Below are 19381 nucleotides of genomic sequence, written 5' to 3'. Positions count from 1 at the left end.
CGAGCGCAACAAAATTTCGTTATCCGGTAATAAATAGCCACAGAACGCCACGCAAAGCCATTGCCTATTTGAAATTCACGGGACACTCTGGCCTGAACATAGCCCATCGCGAAAGCGGTGGTTGCCGGGCAGAACTTGTGGAGGACGAGTATGTTTGCATCGGGCATCAATTTCGGTCTTGGCGAGGAGATCGAAGCCCTTCGCGATACGGTGCGCCGTTTTGCGGAAAGCCGCATTGCGCCGCTGGCCGCTGAAACCGATCGCAACAATGCATTTCCCATGCATCTTTGGCGTGAACTGGGTGAGCTTGGCGTACTCGGCATTACGGCGCCCGAAGACTATGGCGGCGCCGGCATGGGCTATCTCGCCCATTGCGTGGCGATGGAAGAAATCAGCCGCGCTTCCGCTTCTATCGGCCTCAGCTATGGCGCCCATTCCAATCTCTGTGTCAACCAGATCAAGCGAAACGGTTCTCCCGAGCAGCGCGCAAAATATCTGCCCAAGCTCATTTCCGGCGAGCATGTCGGCGCGCTCGCCATGTCCGAGCCGGGCGCTGGTTCCGATGTTGTTTCGATGAAACTTGCCGCTGAAAGGCGGGGCGACCGTTACGTTCTCAACGGCAACAAGATGTGGATCACCAACGGCCCGGATGCCGATGTGCTGGTAGTCTATGCCAAGACCGATCCGGCAGCAGGCGCGCGCGGCATCAGCGCCTTCATCGTTGAAAAAGGTTTCAAGGGATTTTCGACGGCGCAGAAGCTCGACAAGCTCGGCATGCGCGGCTCGAACACCTGCGAACTGGTGTTCGAGGATTGTGAAGTGCCAGCGGAAAATCTGCTGGGGGCAGAAGGCAAGGGCGTCAATGTGCTGATGTCCGGTCTTGATTATGAGCGTGTGGTGCTGGCGGGTGGGCCGCTCGGCATCATGGCAGCGTGCCTTGATGTCGTGGTGCCCTATGTGCATGAACGCAAGCAGTTCGACCAGCCGATTGGCGAGTTCCAGTTGATGCAGGGCAAGCTTGCCGATATGTATGTGACCTTCAATGCCTCGCGCGCCTACACTTATGCGGTGGCAGCAGCCTGCGACCGGGGCGAGACATCGCGCAAGGACGCGGCGGGCTGCATTCTTTATACGGCTGAAAATGCCACGCAGATGGCCTTGCAGGCGATACAGGCGCTGGGCGGCAATGGCTATATCAATGATTATCCGACCGGGCGTCTGCTGCGTGACGCAAAGCTTTACGAAATCGGTGCGGGCACTTCGGAAATCCGGCGCATGCTGATCGGACGGGAACTCTTTCAGGAGACCCGCTGATGCCGGTCCTGAAATCTGAAATCTCGACGCGCAGTGCCAGTTTCGAGGCCAACCGCAAGGCGATGCTGGCGGCGATCGACGTGGTGGCGGAAGCCTCGCGCATCGCCATCGATGGCGGCGGCGAGAAAGCGCGCGAACGCCATGTTTCGCGCGGAAAACTGCTCCCGCGCGAGCGCGTGGCGCAATTGCTCGATCCGGGTTCGCCTTTTCTCGAAGTGGGGCTGACGGCAGCGCATGGCATGTATGGCGGCGCGGCTCCCTCGGGCGGGATCATCACCGGCATCGGGCGCGTATCGGGCCGCGACTGCATGATCGTCTGCAACGATGCGACGGTGAAGGGCGGCACCTATTACCCGGTCACGGTAAAGAAGCATCTGCGCGCGCAGGAGATTGCGGGCGAAAACCGTCTGCCCTGCATTTATCTGGTCGATTCCGGCGGCGCGAACCTGCCCAATCAGGACGAGGTTTTCCCGGATCGCGACCATTTCGGACGCATCTTTTACAATCAGGCGCAGATGTCGGCGGCGGGCATTCCGCAGGTCGCCGTGGTCATGGGCTCGTGCACGGCAGGCGGCGCCTATGTTCCGGCCATGAGCGACGAGACGGTCATCGTGCGGGGTCAGGGCACCATTTTTCTGGCCGGTCCGCCGCTGGTGAAGGCCGCGACCGGCGAAGTGGTGACGGCGGAAGACCTTGGCGGCGGCGATGTGCATACAAGGCTGTCCGGCGTGGTCGATCATTTGGCCAATGACGATGCCCATGCCTTGCAGATCGCCCGCGCCATTGCCGCCAATCTCAACAGCGAGAAACGGTCGTTCATTCCAAGGGGCGACGGCGCTGCCCCGCTTTACGATCCGGAGGAAATTCTGGGCGTCGTTTCCGCCGATACGCGCATTCCTTATGACGTGCGCGAAGTGATCGCACGGCTGGTCGACGGTTCGGATTTCGATGAGTTCAAGGCGCGCTACGGCACCACGCTTGTGTGCGGTTTTGCCAGTGTCTACGGCATGCCGGTTGGCGTCATCGCCAATAATGGCGTGCTGTTTTCGGAAGCCGCCACCAAGGGCGCTCATTTCATCGAGCTTTGCTGCCAGCGCAATATTCCGCTGGTGTTTCTGCAGAACATCACCGGCTTCATGGTCGGGCGCAAATATGAGGCCGAAGGCATCGCCAAGCACGGCGCCAAGCTGGTGACGGCGGTGGCGACGGCCAATGTGCCGAAGATCACCATGCTGATCGGTGCCTCCTATGGCGCGGGCAATTACGGCATGGCCGGGCGGGCCTATTCGCCGCGCTTCCTTTGGACCTGGCCGAACAGCCGCATCGCGGTCATGGGCGGGGAGCAGGCGGCTGGCGTGCTGGCAACCGTCAAGCGCGACGGGATCGAGCGAACCGGCGGCACATGGTCGGCGGATGAGGAAGCGGAGTTCAAGCGCCCGACGCTGGAGATGTTTGAGCGCCAGAGCCATCCGCTCTATGCCTCGGCGCGGCTTTGGGACGATGGCATCGTCGATCCGCGCAAGAGCCGCGAAGTGCTGGGACTATCGCTTTCCGCCACGCTGAATGCGCCGGTCGAGCCGACGCGTTTTGGCATCTTCAGAATGTAGGAAGACAATCAGATGTTCAAAAAGATACTGATTGCCAATCGTGGAGAAATTGCCTGCCGGGTCATTCGCACGGCGCGCAAGCTTGGCATTGCCACCGTCGCGATCTATTCCGATGCCGACGCCCAAGCGCTGCATGTGGAGATGGCCGACGAGGCGGTGCGTGTCGGCCCTGCCATTTCTGCGCAAAGCTATCTGAACGTCGAGGCTATCATCAAGGCTGCGAAGGAAACCGGCGCGGAGGCAATCCATCCGGGCTATGGGTTTCTCTCCGAAAATGCCGGTTTCGTGGATGCGGTCGTAGCCGCCGGGCTTGTCTTCATAGGCCCATCGGCCAAGGCCATTCGCGCCATGGGGCTGAAGGATGCCGCCAAGGCGCTGATGGAAAAGGCGAGCGTGCCTGTCGTTCCGGGGTATCACGGCGATAATCAGGATGGAGCATTCCTTAAAAGCGAGGCCGACCGAATCACCTATCCCGTGCTCATCAAGGCGCGGGCGGGTGGCGGCGGCAAGGGCATGCGCCGCGTCGATCAGGCAGCGGATTTCTCAGCGGCGCTGGACAGTGCGCGCCGCGAGGCGGAAGCCTCTTTTGGTGATAGCGCCGTTCTGGTGGAAAAATACATGGCCAAGCCGCGCCATATCGAGGTGCAGGTTTTTGGCGATAATCACGGCAATGCGGTGCATCTTTTCGAGCGCGATTGCTCGCTGCAACGCCGCCACCAGAAGGTTATCGAGGAAGCGCCTGCGCCCGGCATGACGCCGGATATGCGTGCGGCCATGGGGGAGGCTGCGGTGAAGGCGGCATTGGCCATTGGCTATTCCGGCGCTGGCACGGTGGAGTTCATCGCCGATGTTTCGGAAGGGCTGCGGCCTGACCGCTTCTTCTTCATGGAAATGAATACGCGGCTACAGGTCGAACATCCGGTGACGGAAGCGATCACCGGGCTTGATCTGGTCGAATGGCAATTGCGCGTGGCTGCCGGCCAGGCGCTGCCGAAGCGTCAGGACGAACTGTCCATCAACGGCTGGGCATTCGAGGCTCGGCTTTATGCGGAAGACCCGGCGCGGGATTTCCTGCCTGCAACCGGCAAGCTTGCTCTGTTCGCGCCGCCTGAAAATGCGCGTGTCGATTCCGGTGTTCGAACCGGCGACACGATCATGCCGTTCTACGATCCGATGATCGCCAAGATCATCGCCCATGGCGCAACGCGTGATGAAGCGCTGAACCGGCTTGATGCGGCATTAAACAAGACCCGTATTGCGGGCCTCGTTACCAATCGCCAGCTCCTGTCGGCCCTTTGCAAGCTTGAAGCTTTCCGCACCGGCGATGTCGATACCGGCCTGATTGCACGCGAGACGTCGGCGCTTTTCACGGATGAGCAGCCTTCCGATATCGCCATTGCGCTGGCCGCACTCGGCGCGCTCGACTTGCTGGATGCGCCACAAGAAGGCGACCCATGGTCGAGCCTGCGCGGCTTCCGTCTGTGGGGTAATGCATCGCGCTCGGTTCTGATCGATCATCATGGCGAGCGTCACACGGTCAGCTTCACGACCAGGGGCGACAGGCATTTCGGCTTTGCTTTCGGCACCATCGAAATTCGTGAGTATAAGAACGGGCTGGTTCGCTTTGCTGTCGATGGCCGTGTGTCGGAGGCGTCCGTCATGCGCATCGGGCATGATGTGACGGTGCAACTCGAAGGTCGCGACACCATATTTCATCATGTGCAGTCTGTTGGCGCGGAAGAGGACGCCTCAAGCGAAAGCCGTATCCTGTCACCGATGCCGGGATTGGTGCGACTGGTTTCGGTCGTGGAAGGCGCCAATGTCGCCAAGGGCGATTCGCTGGTGACGATGGAGGCGATGAAGATGGAACTGTCACTGACCGCGCCGCGCGACGGCAAGGTTGCGTCCGTAAGCGTTGTAGCGGGCGATCAGGTCAATGAAGGTATCCTTCTTGTAGAATTGGAGGAAGAACATGGCTGAACACGTAGAAATCGTTGAAATGGCTGCGCGTGATGGCCTGCAGAATGAAAAGCGTTTTGTGCCGACAGCCGACAAGATCGCGCTGATCGACCGCCTGTCAGGCTGCGGCTATGCCCGCATAGAGGCGACGAGTTTCGTCAGCCCCAAATGGGTGCCGCAGCTGGCCGATGCCGCGCAAGTCATGGCCGGAATCCGCCGCGCCGATGGTGTGCGTTATTCGGTCCTCGTGCCCAATATGAAGGGCTATCAAGCTGCCGCTGCCGCAAATGTCGATGAAATCGCGGTTTTCATTTCTGCTTCGGAAGGCTTTTCGAAAGCCAATATCAATTGCTCAATCGCCGAAAGTATCGAGCGGCTGTCTCCTGTCATCGGTGCCGCCATCAATGACGGCCTTGCCATTCGCGGCTATGTGAGCTGTGTGGTCGAATGCCCCTATGACGGGCCGGTGGCCCCGCAAGCGGTAGCCGATGTGACTGAGCAACTCTTCTCGCTCGGCTGTCATGAGGTAAGCCTCGGCGATACGATCGGGCGCGGCACGCCGGACAAGGTTGCAGCCATGCTCGATGCGGTGCTGGCCATTGCGCCCGCGCACAGCCTTGCCGGCCATTATCACGACACGGGTGGGCGGGCGCTCGACAATATCCGCATTAGTCTCGAAAAAGGCTTGCGGGTGTTTGATGCTTCGGTCGGCGGGCTCGGCGGCTGTCCATTCGCACCGGGCGCCAAGGGCAATGTCGATACGGTTTCCGTTGTCGAAATGCTGCATGGATTGGGTTTTGAAACCGGCCTTGATCTGGACAAGCTAAAGTCGGCGGCCTTGTTCGCCCAGGCTCTTCGTCAGGATAAGGCCGCATGAACGACTTCAAGACGATCCGAATTTCCATTGATGAGCGCGGCGTCGCGATGCTGACGCTTGACCGGCCCGAACAGCACAATGCGCTGTCCGGCCGGATGATTGACGAGCTTCTGACGGCGACGCTGCATCTGGCGGATAATGACGCCGTGCGCCTCGTGGTCCTGACCGGCGATGGCACAAGTTTTTGTGCGGGCGGTGACCTTGGATGGATGCAGGAACAGGTGAAAGCCACGCGCGCGCAGCGCATCGAGGAAGCGCGCAAGCTTGCCCTCATGCTGAAAGCACTGCGTGATTTGCCAAAACCGCTGATCGGGCGCATCAATGGGCAGGCCTATGGTGGCGGTGTCGGCCTCATCAGCGTGTGCGATGCGGCCATTGCTGCATCCGGCGCACGCTTCGGCCTGACGGAGACGAAGCTCGGCCTGATACCGGCCACCATCAGCCCCTATGTGGTGGCGCGCATCGGGCAGGCAAATGCGCTGCGCACATTCACCTCGGCGCGGCTCTTCGATGCCGAGGAAGCGCGGCGGATCGGGCTGGTGCACGACGTGGTCGAGGCGGAGCGTCTTGATGCAGCGGTGGAGACGGAGATCAAACCCTATTTTGCCACCGCGCCCGCAGCGGTTGCCGCCTCCAAGAGGCTGGTTCATGCGCTGGGCGCGCCGATAGACGAGGCCGTCATCGAAATGACGCTGACCCGTCTTGCCGATACATGGGAAACGCCAGAGGCCGCGGAGGGAATCGCGGCCTTTTTTGCGAAGAAATCACCATCATGGAAGGGAGGGAACTAAGACTTTGGGAGGAGCCGATTTTCGTTGTAGTTGCGGGTACTTGGCGCTTGCAATCGAAAGCCGGAAATGCATTCTTATTACATCATGAAAGCGCGCTCCCGGTCTGGAGCATGATTCCGAAAGGGCGGATGCAATTTCGGATAATATTATGGCTCCAGCCTCTTCAACGAGTGGGACAGCGTGCTTTTGGATTGACCCTTTGAGATCATGCGATGAACAAAAGGGAGGGCCCGGCAATTCGGCAGCGCGGATGCGCTGAGATTTGACCGGCAAGGGTTGTCTCGGGGCCGTCGGAGGACGCTGCCCCACCAAAGGAGAAAAAGAATGAACCTGAAACTTCTGTCCAGCGTGGCTTTCGCAGCTACACTCGGCTTTGCCAGCGCCGCTTATGCAGACATCACCATCGGCGTCGTTGCACCGCTGACAGGTCCTGTTGCCGCTTTCGGTGACCAGGTGAAGAAGGGCGCGGAAACCGCCGTTGAAGTCATCAACAAGGCAGGCGGCATCAAGGGCGAGAAAGTCGTTCTGAAGTTTGCCGACGATGCCGGTGAACCGAAGCAGGGTGTTTCCGCCGCCAACCAGATCGTCGGTGACGGCATCAAGTTCGTCGTCGGCCCGGTCACGACCGGCGTTGCCATCCCTGTTTCCGACGTGTTCTCGGAAAATGGCGTCCTGATGGTCACCCCGACCGCCACCGGCCCGGATCTGACCGCCCGCAATCTGGAAAACGTGTTCCGCACCTGCGGTCGCGATGACCAGCAGGCGGAAGTCATGGCCGACTATGTCCTGAAGAACATGAAGGACAAGAAGGTCGCCGTGATCCACGACAAGGGCGCCTATGGCAAGGGTCTGGCCGACGCTTTCAAGGCGGCGATCAACAAGGGCGGCATCACCGAAGTCCATTATGATTCGGTCACGCCGGGCGACAAGGATTTCAGCGCGCTCGTCACCAAGCTGAAGTCGGCTGGCACTGACGTCGTCTATTTCGGTGGCTACCATGCCGAAGGCGGCCTCCTGTCGCGTCAGCTTCATGATGCTGGCATGCAGGCACTGGTACTCGGCGGCGAAGGCTTGTCCAACACTGAATATTGGGCAATCGGCGGCACCAATGCACAGGGCACGCTCTTCACCAATGCCAAGGATGCCACCAAGAACCCGGCTTCCAAGGATGCTATCGAAGCGCTCAAGGCCAAGGGCATCCCGGCTGAAGCCTTCACCATGAATGCTTATGCTGCTGTGGAAGTCATCAAGGCTGGTATCGAGAGCGCCGGTTCGGCTGACGATTCCGCTGCGGTTGCCAAGGCGCTGCATGACGGCAAGCCGATCGAAACCGCTATCGGCACGCTGACCTATGGCGCAAACGGCGACCTTAGCTCGCCGAGCTTCGACATCTTCAAGTGGGATGACGGCAAGATCGTCGGCCTCGAATAAGATCGTCGTGGTTTTAGAATAGAAGAACGCCGGGGATTATCCCCGGCGTTTTGCATTTGTGAAGCTGAAGCCACGTTAGGGCGGTTCCGGTTGACACGGAATCACCGGAACCGCTCTAACTATTTGTTATGTCGGATTATCCCACGCAAAACCGCTTCGCACTTTTGCTGGAAATGCTCTAGGAACCTGTATAGCCGAGTTCCGCCTCAATGGCCTCGAATGTCTTTTCCATCGCGTAGGTGGGGCTGAGGGGAAAGCCGAAATGCCCGTAGGCAATGGACATTTGTCGTTCGGCCTTGCTCTCGCTGCCCTTCGCGACTGCCGCCACGTAGAGCGCCGCAGCCAGGCCGGTGCGGTCAGAGCCGGATTTGCAATGAATGAGCACCGGCTTTTCCGCATTCTGCATCAGCGCGATCAGCTGTCTGGTTTGCGCGTGGGTCAGTTCCCGTCTCGATGACATCTCGAAATCCACGTGCTTGATGCCGAGCGTTTTTGTAGCTGCAATTTCTTCGTCATACCATTTCGAGCCCGGCTCGGGGCCGCGCAGATTGATGATGGTCTTGATACCGTAAAGCTTTTGCAGGGAGACGATGCGCGCCGGGTCGGGCTGGTTGGAACGATAGGCCTGGCCGTCGATGATGGTGTGAATGTTGCCTTTATATTGCAGCGTATAAAGATATCCCCCCATGACGCTCAAGCCGATGAGCAGCCCAAGCCCGGCCAGGCGAGCGTAGGTGAAGGACCAATCGACATATTTCCGAAAGAACGACATAGGGACCTCATCCAAACGAAAGCAAATAATAAAATAAACCTGATTGAAAATTTCTTCTTGGTTTCCGGAGGAAATATACTAAGATTTGGACTTAATCTTGTTCGAAAGAAGAAGATATTTCATTTGTTCTGTTTGAGTTATTTGTAAAATTTCCCAGGGATGTGTGCGGGAACAATGTTGGGGGGCAGCATCTGTGTCAGTTCGTGGTGTCGGTAAATTGCGTTGGTTTTTCGTGGCTTAAGCTTCGGTTAACCATGACTGTTTAATCTACGATCATGTGCTGGGGCAGTTAGCGGAGCAGGTTTATGCAGCGCTATAGATTTGACGATAAACGAATTCTGATCGAGGCGATTGTTGAGCTACTCAACAGGGGCGTAGAGCCCGACGAGCTCGATCTCGTGCTGAGCCGGATCGGTCCGGTTGATCTTGATTTGATGCGGCAATGCCTGATCGAGGTTTGGAACTACAACCATCCTGACGTGGCAGAAACGCCGATGGCGGCCTGACGACAGTCGAGGCGGCCGAGACGGGAATGCAAGCGGAAATCTGCGTAGGCAGTTTGGCGCAGATGGATTGGGCGTGGATGATGCCCAGACAAGAATACGGCAGCTTCAGGCAACGGCTTGCGTGTCGAAACTGTCGGGGCAGGGCCGGGTTGAACCGGTTTTGGAGCAATCTGGCTACTGCCCGCAATGTCATATTCCTGAAACGCAGACGGGTTATATCCATATGCGTATCGGGAATTCACTTGGGATCGTGACCACGGATGTACTGGCACAAACTCAGGTGAAAGCGGAAGGTCGGGTTCAACCCGGCCTTTTTCGTTTTGGGATCTCCCTGGAAGGCGCGAGACAGCTGCGCCGAGGCGAGGTCCCGTCAGGCAGGTGAATGCACATCAGAAAGCTGCTCCAGCTTGAACGGCAGACGAGTTCCTGTCGAATAGGCAAGGAACCGAGAAATGGCTTTCGATGCAGATCCTGATGTTGTTCCGTTCCACCGGATGTAGCGGAAGCATTTTCTCTGCCTGATAAATACCCTATGAGAGAGGTTGCATGCCGCCATTTCCAGAGGCGGTACGATCCTGTTTTCAATCACGGAAGCAATTCATGATACGCCATATCGTTCTCGTCAAATTCAAACCGGAACTTGAAGCCGCGCAGATCGAAGAAAAACTGCAGGCCGTCGTGGCCCTCAAGGACAAGATCGGCGGCATCCTGTCCATTACCTCTGGCGAAAACAACAGTCCGGAAAATCTCGAAAAGGGTTTCCGGCACGGCTTTGTGGTCGATTTCACGGATAGCGCGGCGCGCGACGCCTATCTTCCGCATCCCGAACACGCGAAGGTCGGCCAAAGCCTCGTTGAAGCGGCCGAAGGTGGCATCGCGGGCATACTGGTTTTCGATTACGCGATCTGAGATTGACTGTAGCCGTACAGCGCGCCGGTGCCAGTTAAAGCACCAGCCCACCGACGCCTAAGCGGGAAAGATCGTCGGCGGAAAGGGCAATCCCCGCCATCAGGCGATCCAGCACCCAGTCGAGGCTGTTTTCACGGGCGCTGCGGGCCGAGCCGGGAGCGGCGACAATATATTTGCCGTCGTGCCGGCCCAGAACCAGCAGATTACCGGGATCGACCGGCATGCCGATGCGCAGGATTTCGCCGCCCGACATGCGGATCGATTGCGGAACGATATCCGCCTCGTCGGCAACTGCCGAAGCGCTAAAAATCACGACGATGTCGCAGGCCGGGCTGACTTCCATGATCGCTGCTGCCAGTGCTGACTGATCGTGCGCAACACGTTTTTCGCAAACAAGCGCCCCGCCATTTCTGGTAGCCCGCTTTTCCATCAGTTCGCGGGTCTTCTCAAGGACCGTCTCGCGTATCGACGGGAGGCGCGACTGGATCAGCCCGATCCGCGCGCCATTGAAGGGATAGACGTGCAGCGCAGGCCGCGCATCAAGCCCGATCTCCTGCAACAGGGTCTCCGGCACGGCAAAAGGAATGATCTTGACGGTCGCGATCATCTGCCCGGCTTCCACGCGCGCATGATTACGCAATGTGGCCACCGAAATGCGAGGATCATGTGCATTGATTGCATCGATACATGCGACATTTGCAGAAAATACGCCGTTCTTCCGGGCATGCAGGTTGACCCGCCCGGTTGTGGCATTGCCGATCTCTGCTTCGGCAGAAGCAAGCATGCGCCCAACGACGAGTGCGGCCTCATCCTCGCCGATGTCCCCATTTTCCAGGCGAGCCGCCAGAACTGAGCTGACACCCGCCTCCCGCAACATGGCGAGATTGAGTGCATCGAGAACCGTGCCTTTGCGTAAAGTGAGCGCACCTGCCGTCGTCGCATAGCCGAGAATTGCACCTTCGGCCTCATCGAGCGGCATTTCGGCAAATATCATTTTTCCCCCCAATTCCCTCGCGCATTTTCAATAAGCATACATAGCGGGGAAGATAAACATTGTCTGTACGCCCGGCTATTTTGGGAGGGAAGCGTCAGGCTCGGTACGCTTTTCGAAAACCGTTTCACACTTTTGGGAATGCGCGTAATCTGCGGTGAATTCGGTAAATTCCCATCACGATCCCGTTTATTCATGGGATAAGCGGCAGTTTTCATCTTGCAAACCCCATGCTTTGGGCCTAATCGCTCCGCCGCATCCGACGGTTAGCGATATTTTCGAAACGATCTGTCAGGCGCCGGCCTTTTCCATTGGAGGTCGATGAATTTACCGCATTTATGCATTGCCCAGGATATGGCTTGGGAGACGGCCGAAGACATCGCCGCATCTGCGATCAGGTCGAACTATTTAGACAAAATGCCCAGTTTTAGGCGCGACATTACGATCCAGCACAATTTTCGTCAGACACGTGACAAACGGGATTATTCGTTATAACGGTACTTTTGGAAATTTCAGAATTTACCGAAAACTAGGAAATGACGCATGCGCCGGAGATGACACTCTGCGCGCAGGATGGAAAGACAAATGAAACACGGCACCCCCCGGACGATCGTTTCGTTCGCCGTCTTGGCCCTCACGGCGTTTCTCGCCGGCTGCGAGAACCAGGTCCTGCTCTCCCCGAAAGGGGAAGTCGGCATGGCAGAACGCGATCTCATCCTTTTTGCGACCGGCATCATGCTGCTCGTCGTGCTTCCCGTCATCTTCATGACGCTTTACTTCGCATGGAAGTACCGCGCCTCGAATGAGAAGGCGGATTACCAGCCGGACTGGCACCACTCGACCAAGATCGAGCTTGCCGTCTGGCTCATCCCGATGGCGATCATTGTCGTTCTCGGCACGGTCACCTGGATCAGCACGCACAAGCTCGATCCGTATCGCCCGCTGGAATCGAACGCGAAGCCGATCAATGTCGAAGTCGTCGCGCTCGACTGGAAATGGCTTTTCATCTATCCGGATCAGGGCATCGCCACCGTCAACGAGATGGCAATGCCGGTCGATGTGCCGGTCAACTTCAAGCTGACCTCCAGCAACATCATGAATTCCTTCTTCATCCCGCAGCTCGGCAGTCAGGTCTACACCATGCCAAGCATGCAGACGAAGCTGCATCTGGTTGCCAATCATGCAGGCGAATTCGACGGTATCTCCGCCAACTATAGCGGTCAGGGCTTTGCCCAGATGCGCTTCAAGGCACATGCCTACAATCAGGCCGACTTCGACAAGTGGGTGGCTGATGTGAAGGCAAAGGCCAATGGCGAAGAGCTGAGCCGCGACCGTTATGCCTCGCTGGTCCAGCCGAGCGAGAAGGTTCCGCCGCAGTTCTTCACCTATAGTGACCAGGCGTTGTTCCACAATATCGTGAACCGCTGCTGGGACGGCAAGTCCGTCTGCCTCGACGATGAGATGCATCGTCAACAGATGATCCGCGAAGCGCGCGCCAACCTGCGCAAGTCTTCGCCTGTCGATTTCAGCCAATGGGCAAGCGACATCATCTGCGCAGTCCAGCCGCAGCGCCTTTCGCAGCTCGAAAACTGATGTGCCGATAGGTCCGTGATCTCGAAAGAGGTCACGGCCATCCGCATTCACCCCTTGTTTCACGCGGTTCCGGAAAGATGGCGCTCTTGCGCCGCCCCGGAATTGCTAAAATCGAAGCGTGATAAAAATGTTCGGAAAACTTACGCTCGAAGCGATACCCTATCACGAACCAATCATCATGGTCACTTTGGCCGCGGTGGCTGGCGGGGCGCTCGCTATTCTGGCAGCCATTACTTACTATCGCAAATGGGCTCCGCTCTGGAACGACTGGCTAACGTCGGTCGACCACAAGCGCATTGGCGTGATGTATATCATTCTGGCACTCGTGATGCTGTTCCGCGGCTTTTCGGATGCCGTCATGATGCGCGCTCAGCAGGCCATGGCCTCAGGTGCCAATGAAGGCTTCCTGCCGCCGCACCACTATGACCAGATCTTCACCGCCCATGGCGTGATCATGATCTTCTTCGTGGCGATGCCCTTCATCGTCGGCCTGATGAACTTCGCCGTGCCGCTTCAGATCGGCGCGCGCGACGTGGCTTTCCCCTATCTCAACTCGCTCAGCTTCTGGCTGACGGTTGCCGGTGCGATCCTCATCAACATCTCGCTCGGTGTCGGCGAATTCGCCAAGACCGGCTGGCTGGCCTATCCGCCGCTTTCCGGCAAGGAATTCAGCCCGGATGTCGGGGTGGATTATTATATATGGGCCTTGCAGATTTCCGGTATGGGAACGCTGCTCTCGGGCGTGAACCTCATCACCACCATCATCAAGATGCGCGCGCCCGGCATGGGCATGATGCAGGTTCCGGTCTTCACCTGGACCGCGCTCTGCTCCAACGTGCTGATCGTCGCAGCCTTCCCGATCCTCACCGTCACGCTGGCCCTGCTTTCGCTGGACCGCTATCTGGATTTCCACTTCTTCACCAATGATGCTGGTGGCAATCCGATGATGTATGTGAACCTCATCTGGATCTGGGGGCACCCGGAAGTCTATATTCTGGTTCTGCCGTGCTTCGGCATCTTCTCGGAAATCGTGGCGACCTTCTCCGGCAAGCGCCTGTTCGGCTACAAGTCGATGGTTTATGCCACCGTGGCCATCACTATCCTGTCGTTCCTGGTCTGGGTCCACCACTTCTTCACCATGGGTGGCGGCGCCAACGTCAACGCTTTCTTCGGCGTGGCGACCATGATCATCTCGATTCCGACAGGGGCGAAGGTCTTCAACTGGCTCTTCACCATGTATAAGGGCCGCGTTCGCATGGAAACGCCGGTCATGTGGACCATCGGCTTCATGTGCACCTTCGTCGTTGGCGGCATGACGGGCGTTCTGCTCGCAGTTCCGCCGGCAGACTTCGTGCTGCACAACTCGGTGTTCCTGATTGCCCACTTCCACAATGTGATTATCTCGGGCGTTCTGTTCGGCTGCTTTGCCGGTCTCGTCTACTGGTGGCCGAAGGCTTTCGGCTTCAAGCTGAATGAACGTCTGGGCAAGAATGCATTCTGGTGCTGGCTCGTCGGCTTCATCCTGGCCTTCATGCCGCTCTACGTGCTCGGCCTGATGGGCATGACCCGTCGTCTGAACCACACCGAAAACCCGGCATGGCACATCTACCTCATCATTGCCGCCATCGGCGTTGCGATCATCCTTTGCGGTATCGTGTTCCAGGTTCTGCAGATCGCGGTTTCGATCCGCGACCGCGAAAAGCTGCGCGACAACAACGGCGACAGCTGGGGTACGGGCCGTACTCTGGAATGGTCGCTGGCTTCGCCGCCTGCATTCTACAACTTCGCCGAAGTTCCGCATGTGCGCGATCACGACGGCTGGTGGGATATGAAGCAGAACGGCTATGTGCGCCGCACCGAAAAGTTCGCGCGCATCCATATGCCGAAGAACACCGGCACCGGCTTCATCATCGGCATTCTGAACATTCCGCTCGGCTTTGCTCTGGTGTGGCACATCTGGTGGCTGGCAATCGCCTCGGCCCTGGCTGTGCTGGCCGTTGCCATCGCTCACTCCTTCAATAATGACAGAGACTTTTACGTCTCGGCCGAAGAGGTGCAGGAAGTCGAAGACCTCCGTACCCGGCAACTGACTGCTCAGGAGGCCTGATTCCGATGAGCGCAAGCATTTCAACCGCCGCTCCGTTCACGGGTGGAAACGAGCACCCCGCTCACGAAGACCATCACGATGCAGGGTCGACCACACTGGTCGGCTTCTGGATCTACCTGATGAGCGACTGCGTCCTCTTCTCGGGGCTGTTTGCAACCTATGCCGTTCTGGCGCATCAGTTCGCGGGCGGCCCGACCGGCCGTGAACTGTTCGATCTGAACTTTGTTCTGATCGAAACCATGCTCCTGCTGGTGTCGTCACTGACCTATGGTCTGGCCACGCTGTCGATGTTCAAGAAGAACCGCGCAGGCGTTCTGTTCTGGCTGGGCGTCACCTTCCTGCTGGGCGCTGCCTTCCTCGTGATGGAAATCTATGAATTCAATCACCTGATCCATGAAGGCGCAGGTCCGGGCCGCAGTGCGTTCCTCTCGGCCTTCTTTGCGCTGGTGGGAACCCACGGTCTTCATATCACGTCCGGCCTGATCTGGATTCTGGTGCTTTCCGCCCAGCTTCTGCGTGACGGTCTGACGGAAAAGAACCAGACGCGCGTGATGTGCCTCAGCCTTTTCTGGCACTTCCTGGATATTATCTGGATCGGCGTCTTTACCCTTGTCTATCTGTTGGGTGTACTGTGATGAGCTCTGCACACGAAACACATGACCACGGCGCAAGCCACGGCAGCCTGAAGTCCTATCTGATCGGCTTTGTGCTGGCGGTCGTCCTCACCGTCGTTCCGTTCATGATGGCCATGAATGGCTACTTCACGCCGGGAACCACCGCTGCCATCGTGCTCGGTATCGCCGTCGTCCAGATCCTGGTGCATCTGGTTTACTTCCTGCACCTTGATCCGAAGTCGGAAGGCGGCTGGAACATTCTGGCGCTCATCTTCACGGTCATCATTCTGGCTATCGTGCTTGCCGGCTCCATCTGGGTCATGCATCACCTCGATACCAATATGATGCCGATGTACATGTCGCCGGAAGACGTGCGCAATCTGCCGTAACAAGGTTTGTCAAAGCTTTCCCTGCATCACAACGCTGCGGGGAATGCATGTGTGAGCCTCGCAAAACAACTGGCCTGACGGCCCGTGATCGCGGCTTTATCCTCCCTCTCTCCCCCCAAAGCCGCGTGGCGTCCCGGTTCCCTCCGGGGCGCCTTTCTTTTTGGGTGAGTTGCAGCGGCACGAGGGTAAAATAAATTCCGTATAATTTTAATCAATTTGATGTAAATTCAAGGTCAATGAGTGTAAACAAAAGGTTATTACTTTTAGTATCAAGATGTAGAAAATAATAATATACGCCATAAATTTACCATTATAATGATGGTTGTTTGCGTTACTTCTAGTATTGTCGTATATGAACTCATGTTGGATATTTAATGCGTCTCTATTTTGTCGCTAATCTGGAGAAGATGCGATGCCTTTATTTAAGAGAGTGCTTACTAATAATCATATACTGGGTGCGGCTATCGTTGCGGCGACACTGATCACGCCCGCTATCGCTTCTGCTGCGACGGCCTATGTCTCTGCTTCTGTCAATGTCCGCTCGGGGCCGGGCTCCAATTACGCACGGTTGGCTGCGCTCCCTGCCGGCACAACCGTCAATGCCGGTTCCTGTCGCAATGGCTGGTGCCAGATCTACAACGGCAACCGCGTCGGCTTCGTATCGGCGCGCTATGTCCGGTTCGGCTCCTATAGCGGCCCCGCCTATGCAGCACCGTCCAACACGACGGTAATCGTCAATAATGACGGCTACGGTGACGGCTTTGGCCTCGGACTTGGGCTTGGCTGGGCGACCGGCGGCTACTGGGGTTCCGGTTGGGGCGGTGGTTGGGGACCGGGCTGGCGCGGCGGACCGAACTATGTCAACGGCTGCATCGGGCGTAACTGCCAGTCCAATCGCGGTGGCTGGAATAACCGTTGGGGCCATGGCCCGCAGTGGAATGGCCGTGGCGGATGGGGCGGACACGGATGGCCCAATGGCCAGATACGTCGCAACTGGGGCCCTGGTCCGGTGATCCGTCAGGGTGGCTTTGGTGGCTTCAACCGTCCGGCATTTGCCAATCACGGCTTCGGCGGTTTTAGAGGCGGAATGGGCGGTGGCGGCATGCATTTCGGCAATATGCGTCCGATGCATGCCGGGCGCTGACAGGTCATCGCCAGTCGTTCGATATAATGTTCGTCTTGATCAGGTCGTTCCTCCCTCCTCCCAATGACCTGATGAGCGGCTCGTCGGCAGCACCCCCGCCGGCGAGCCGTTATGATTTTCTGTCCACCCTTCCGCAATTAATGCGGAAAGCGATTGCAAGAATTTCAATCAGCGCGGGAAATTGCAAAGGTGTGGTAACGTTAATACTCCATTGACTGAAATGGTCCATATCTAGCGTTGTTGCTTGGACTTCCGTTCTCCCTATGGTAATCCCTGAATCGTCCTGGGCTGGGGGTGATGAACGGGACGCCGCCAGGCGACCGCATAGACAGGAACCGGACAGTAGCGCGTATGACTTGGAGTAACAGGACGATACAGGGAAGGGGCATCGCCGTGCTTTTGCTGGCGGCGCATTTTTCCTCCTTCGCGGTATCGCCTGCATTGGCGTTCGAGATCTTTGGTGTTCGTCTGTGGGGCGAGGACAAGAAGGAAGATCCCGATATCATCGATCCCAAGGCCTACACTGTCGAGGTCACGACCACCGGCAACCGCAAGAATGCGGACGGCACGGAAGCCGATCTGAAATCCACCATTGAAGGCGCTTCAGGCCTCGTATCCGACGCAGAAAAACCTGCTTCGGGCTCAGCCGGTCTGCTGGCCAAGGCGCGGGGTGATTATCGCCGCATTTTGGCCGCGCTCTATGGCGAGGGCCGCTATGGCGGCACGATTTCTATTCTCGTCGACGGCCGCGAGGCGAACGACATTCCGCCCGACGCGGAAATCCCCAATGATGCCAAGGTTGCGATCACCGTCGATCCGGGTCCGCAATTTCTGTTTTCGCGCACGGCGATTTCCAATATTGCGCCGCCACCGGTCGACAAACGCGATAAGGTGCAGTCCCCTGAAGATGCTGGTTTCGCGCCCGGACAGGTGGCGCGATCCGGAACGGTCATCAAGGCCGAACGCCTTGCCGTCGAGGCATGGCGCCAGCAGGGCTATGCGAAAGCGCGGGTGACTGGCGAGGACATCGTCGCCGACCATGCAGATAATCGCGTTTCCGCCGATGTTTCGCTCGACCCCGGCCAGAAGGCGCATTACGGCCCGGTCAGCGTCGTCGGAACGGCGCGCATGGACCCGCAATTCGTGGCCTGGATGACCGGGCTGAAAGAGGGTCAGGAATTCGATCCGGACGATATCGAGAAAGCCAAGAAGCGTCTCGGTCGCATGGAAGTATTCCGCGCCATGAGTTTCGAGGAAGCCGAAAAGATCGAGCCGGATGGCAGCTTGCCGATGACGCTCAACGTGCAGGAGCGCAAGCCGCGCCGTTTCGGCTTCGGTGCCGAATATTCGACCATCGACGGTTTCGGTCTGACCGGCTACTGGATGCATCGCAACCTTTTCGGGCGCGGCGAACGCCTGCGTTTCGACGCCAAGATCAGCGGCATTGGCGGCACGCAGGACAATTCCTTCGACCCGAAGAACTTTACCTATCTTGTCGGCACAAGCTTCACGAAGCCGGGCGTCTATACGCCGGATACGGATTTTGTCGCCGCACTCGACGCCAAGCGCGAAGTGCTGGATGCCTATACCGAAACCTCGATCAATGCGAAGACTGGCTTCACGCAGATATTCAGCGACGAATTGTCAGGTGCGCTCTATGCCAAGGCGAGCCAGGGCCACTTTGACGACGACGTCTTCGGTTCGCGCAGCTTCACGACGGCGGGACTGGAGGGCAATCTTCTCTATGACAGCCGCAACAACAAGCCGGACCCGAGTTCGGGCTTCTATCTTGAGGGCAATATCCAGCCCTTCTACGAATTTCAGTACGGCAATTTCGCGACCCGTTTCACTGCCGAAGGCCGCACATATTACGGCTTTGGTGAAAAGGATCGCGTGATCCTCGCAGGCCGTCTCAAGGTCGGTTCTATTGTCGGCGCCTCCATCGAGGACCTGCCGCCGAGCCAGCTCTTCCTGGCAGGCGGCGGCGGCTCGGTTCGCGGTTACGGCTATCGCAATATCGGCGTCAGCGCGGGCAATGGCGAAATCATCGGCGGGCGCTCGCTTGTCGAGGCCAATGGCGAAGTGCGCACCCGCATCACCGATTCCATCGGCGCGGTGGCATTTGTCGATGCCGGTTATGTCGGCGAAAAGTCGTTTCCTGATTTCTCGGAACAGATGCGTGTCGGCGCCGGTGGCGGTCTGCGCTATCTGACCGGTCTCGGACCGATTCGCCTCGATGTCGCCGTTCCGCTCAACCGCCGCTCAGGCGATCCGAGCTATGGCTTGTACGTAGGTATAGGACAGGCGTTTTGACCAGATTTCTCGCAATCATCGCCTTCGTCGCTTTCGCCGTCACGGCAATCATCTTCGGCTGGCC

16 protein-coding genes are annotated in these 19381 nt (G+C 58.0%); 14 read left to right on the top strand and 2 right to left on the bottom strand.

Features of this window, described 5'->3' with window-relative positions; all coding sequences use genetic code 11:
- Positions 1-150 precede the first annotated feature (150 nt).
- The 6 genes from HWX93_RS02735 (at position 151) to HWX93_RS02710 (ending at position 7979) form a co-directional block, all read left to right on the top strand.
- The gene (locus tag HWX93_RS02735) at positions 151-1314 is read left to right on the top strand and encodes an isovaleryl-CoA dehydrogenase (RefSeq protein WP_176036426.1); all 1164 of its coding nucleotides are present in this window, start codon (positions 151-153) and stop codon (positions 1312-1314) included.
- A complete protein-coding gene (locus HWX93_RS02730; protein ID WP_176036425.1) occupies positions 1314-2921 on the top strand; it encodes a carboxyl transferase domain-containing protein in 1608 nt (535 codons plus the stop codon). Before HWX93_RS02735 ends, HWX93_RS02730 begins: the two co-directional genes overlap by 1 nt.
- A 12-nt stretch (positions 2922-2933) precedes the next feature.
- Entirely contained in the window at positions 2934-4901 is a 1968-nt protein-coding gene (locus HWX93_RS02725; RefSeq protein ID WP_176036424.1) for an acetyl/propionyl/methylcrotonyl-CoA carboxylase subunit alpha, read from the top strand.
- Positions 4894-5757 (top strand): hydroxymethylglutaryl-CoA lyase, encoded by an 864-nt coding sequence (locus HWX93_RS02720; RefSeq protein WP_176036423.1) that lies wholly within the window; start codon positions 4894-4896, stop codon positions 5755-5757. The genes HWX93_RS02725 and HWX93_RS02720 overlap by 8 nt, the downstream gene beginning before the upstream one ends.
- Positions 5754-6548, top strand: a complete 795-nt coding sequence (locus HWX93_RS02715; protein WP_176036422.1) for a crotonase/enoyl-CoA hydratase family protein — start codon at positions 5754-5756, stop codon at positions 6546-6548. Before HWX93_RS02720 ends, HWX93_RS02715 begins: the two co-directional genes overlap by 4 nt.
- Before the next feature lie 324 nt (positions 6549-6872).
- The gene (locus HWX93_RS02710; RefSeq protein WP_109987147.1) at positions 6873-7979 is read left to right on the top strand and encodes a branched-chain amino acid ABC transporter substrate-binding protein; all 1107 of its coding nucleotides are present in this window, start codon (positions 6873-6875) and stop codon (positions 7977-7979) included.
- A 178-nt stretch (positions 7980-8157) separates the two neighbouring features.
- Here the strand turns inward: HWX93_RS02710 and HWX93_RS02705 are convergent, their stop codons facing one another.
- Positions 8158-8751 (bottom strand): tyrosine-protein phosphatase, encoded by a 594-nt coding sequence (locus HWX93_RS02705; RefSeq protein WP_176036421.1) that lies wholly within the window; start codon positions 8749-8751, stop codon positions 8158-8160.
- Positions 8752-9056: 305 nt separating this feature from the next.
- On the opposite strand from HWX93_RS02705, the gene HWX93_RS02700 reads away from it, so the two are divergent.
- Positions 9057-9257: a hypothetical protein gene (locus HWX93_RS02700; RefSeq protein WP_010657850.1), complete on the top strand. Its 201-nt coding sequence runs from the start codon at positions 9057-9059 to the stop codon at positions 9255-9257.
- 600 nt (positions 9258-9857) lie between these two features.
- Positions 9858-10166, top strand: a complete 309-nt coding sequence (locus HWX93_RS02695) for a Dabb family protein (protein WP_176036420.1) — start codon at positions 9858-9860, stop codon at positions 10164-10166.
- A 34-nt stretch (positions 10167-10200) separates the two neighbouring features.
- Here the strand turns inward: HWX93_RS02695 and HWX93_RS02690 are convergent, their stop codons facing one another.
- Positions 10201-11160, bottom strand: coding sequence for a molybdopterin-binding protein (locus tag HWX93_RS02690; protein ID WP_176036419.1), 960 nt, complete (start codon positions 11158-11160; stop codon positions 10201-10203).
- A gap of 582 nt (positions 11161-11742) precedes the next feature.
- Between HWX93_RS02690 and cyoA the strand changes: the two genes are divergently transcribed.
- From cyoA to HWX93_RS02660, 6 genes are all read left to right on the top strand, one after another.
- The gene (cyoA, locus tag HWX93_RS02685) at positions 11743-12750 is read left to right on the top strand and encodes a ubiquinol oxidase subunit II (protein WP_109987151.1); all 1008 of its coding nucleotides are present in this window, start codon (positions 11743-11745) and stop codon (positions 12748-12750) included.
- A gap of 127 nt (positions 12751-12877) precedes the next feature.
- On the top strand, positions 12878-14857 hold the full coding sequence (gene cyoB, locus HWX93_RS02680; protein ID WP_109987152.1) for a cytochrome o ubiquinol oxidase subunit I: 1980 nt from the start codon (positions 12878-12880) through the stop codon (positions 14855-14857).
- A gap of 5 nt (positions 14858-14862) precedes the next feature.
- Positions 14863-15492, top strand: a complete 630-nt coding sequence (gene cyoC / locus HWX93_RS02675) for a cytochrome o ubiquinol oxidase subunit III (RefSeq protein WP_109987153.1) — start codon at positions 14863-14865, stop codon at positions 15490-15492.
- Positions 15492-15860 (top strand): cytochrome o ubiquinol oxidase subunit IV, encoded by a 369-nt coding sequence (locus tag HWX93_RS02670; protein WP_109987154.1) that lies wholly within the window; start codon positions 15492-15494, stop codon positions 15858-15860. Before cyoC ends, HWX93_RS02670 begins: the two co-directional genes overlap by 1 nt.
- Before the next feature lie 412 nt (positions 15861-16272).
- On the top strand, positions 16273-17004 hold the full coding sequence (locus HWX93_RS02665) for an SH3 domain-containing protein (RefSeq protein ID WP_176036418.1): 732 nt from the start codon (positions 16273-16275) through the stop codon (positions 17002-17004).
- A gap of 393 nt (positions 17005-17397) precedes the next feature.
- Positions 17398-19317: an autotransporter assembly complex protein TamA gene (locus HWX93_RS02660; protein ID WP_176036622.1), complete on the top strand. Its 1920-nt coding sequence runs from the start codon at positions 17398-17400 to the stop codon at positions 19315-19317.
- The last annotated feature ends 64 nt before the right edge of the window (positions 19318-19381 follow it).

Source organism: Brucella tritici, assembly GCF_902825325.1.
GTDB lineage: Bacteria > Pseudomonadota > Alphaproteobacteria > Rhizobiales > Rhizobiaceae > Brucella.
The sequence above is the reverse complement of the archived record's forward strand: the minus strand, read 5'-3'. Positions and strand labels throughout refer to the sequence as shown.

Excerpts from the sequence above, each read along its gene's own strand:
- HWX93_RS02720 (WP_176036423.1), top strand. The coding sequence starts at position 4,894 with ATGGCTGAACACGTAGAAATCGTTGAAATGGCTGCGCGTGATGGCCTG.
- HWX93_RS02725 (WP_176036424.1), top strand. The coding sequence starts at position 2,934 with ATGTTCAAAAAGATACTGATTGCCAATCGTGGAGAAATTGCCTGCCGG.
- HWX93_RS02690 (WP_176036419.1), bottom strand. The coding sequence starts at position 11,160 with ATGATATTTGCCGAAATGCCGCTCGATGAGGCCGAAGGTGCAATTCTC.
- HWX93_RS02665 (WP_176036418.1), top strand. The coding sequence starts at position 16,273 with ATGCCTTTATTTAAGAGAGTGCTTACTAATAATCATATACTGGGTGCG.
- cyoA (WP_109987151.1), top strand. The coding sequence starts at position 11,743 with ATGAAACACGGCACCCCCCGGACGATCGTTTCGTTCGCCGTCTTGGCC.
- HWX93_RS02670 (WP_109987154.1), top strand. The coding sequence starts at position 15,492 with ATGAGCTCTGCACACGAAACACATGACCACGGCGCAAGCCACGGCAGC.
- HWX93_RS02735 (WP_176036426.1), top strand. The coding sequence starts at position 151 with ATGTTTGCATCGGGCATCAATTTCGGTCTTGGCGAGGAGATCGAAGCC.
- cyoB (WP_109987152.1), top strand. The coding sequence starts at position 12,878 with ATGTTCGGAAAACTTACGCTCGAAGCGATACCCTATCACGAACCAATC.
- cyoC (WP_109987153.1), top strand. The coding sequence starts at position 14,863 with ATGAGCGCAAGCATTTCAACCGCCGCTCCGTTCACGGGTGGAAACGAG.
- HWX93_RS02715 (WP_176036422.1), top strand. The coding sequence starts at position 5,754 with ATGAACGACTTCAAGACGATCCGAATTTCCATTGATGAGCGCGGCGTC.
- HWX93_RS02730 (WP_176036425.1), top strand. The coding sequence starts at position 1,314 with ATGCCGGTCCTGAAATCTGAAATCTCGACGCGCAGTGCCAGTTTCGAG.
- HWX93_RS02705 (WP_176036421.1), bottom strand. The coding sequence starts at position 8,751 with ATGTCGTTCTTTCGGAAATATGTCGATTGGTCCTTCACCTACGCTCGC.
- HWX93_RS02700 (WP_010657850.1), top strand. The coding sequence starts at position 9,057 with ATGCAGCGCTATAGATTTGACGATAAACGAATTCTGATCGAGGCGATT.
- HWX93_RS02695 (WP_176036420.1), top strand. The coding sequence starts at position 9,858 with ATGATACGCCATATCGTTCTCGTCAAATTCAAACCGGAACTTGAAGCC.
- HWX93_RS02710 (WP_109987147.1), top strand. The coding sequence starts at position 6,873 with ATGAACCTGAAACTTCTGTCCAGCGTGGCTTTCGCAGCTACACTCGGC.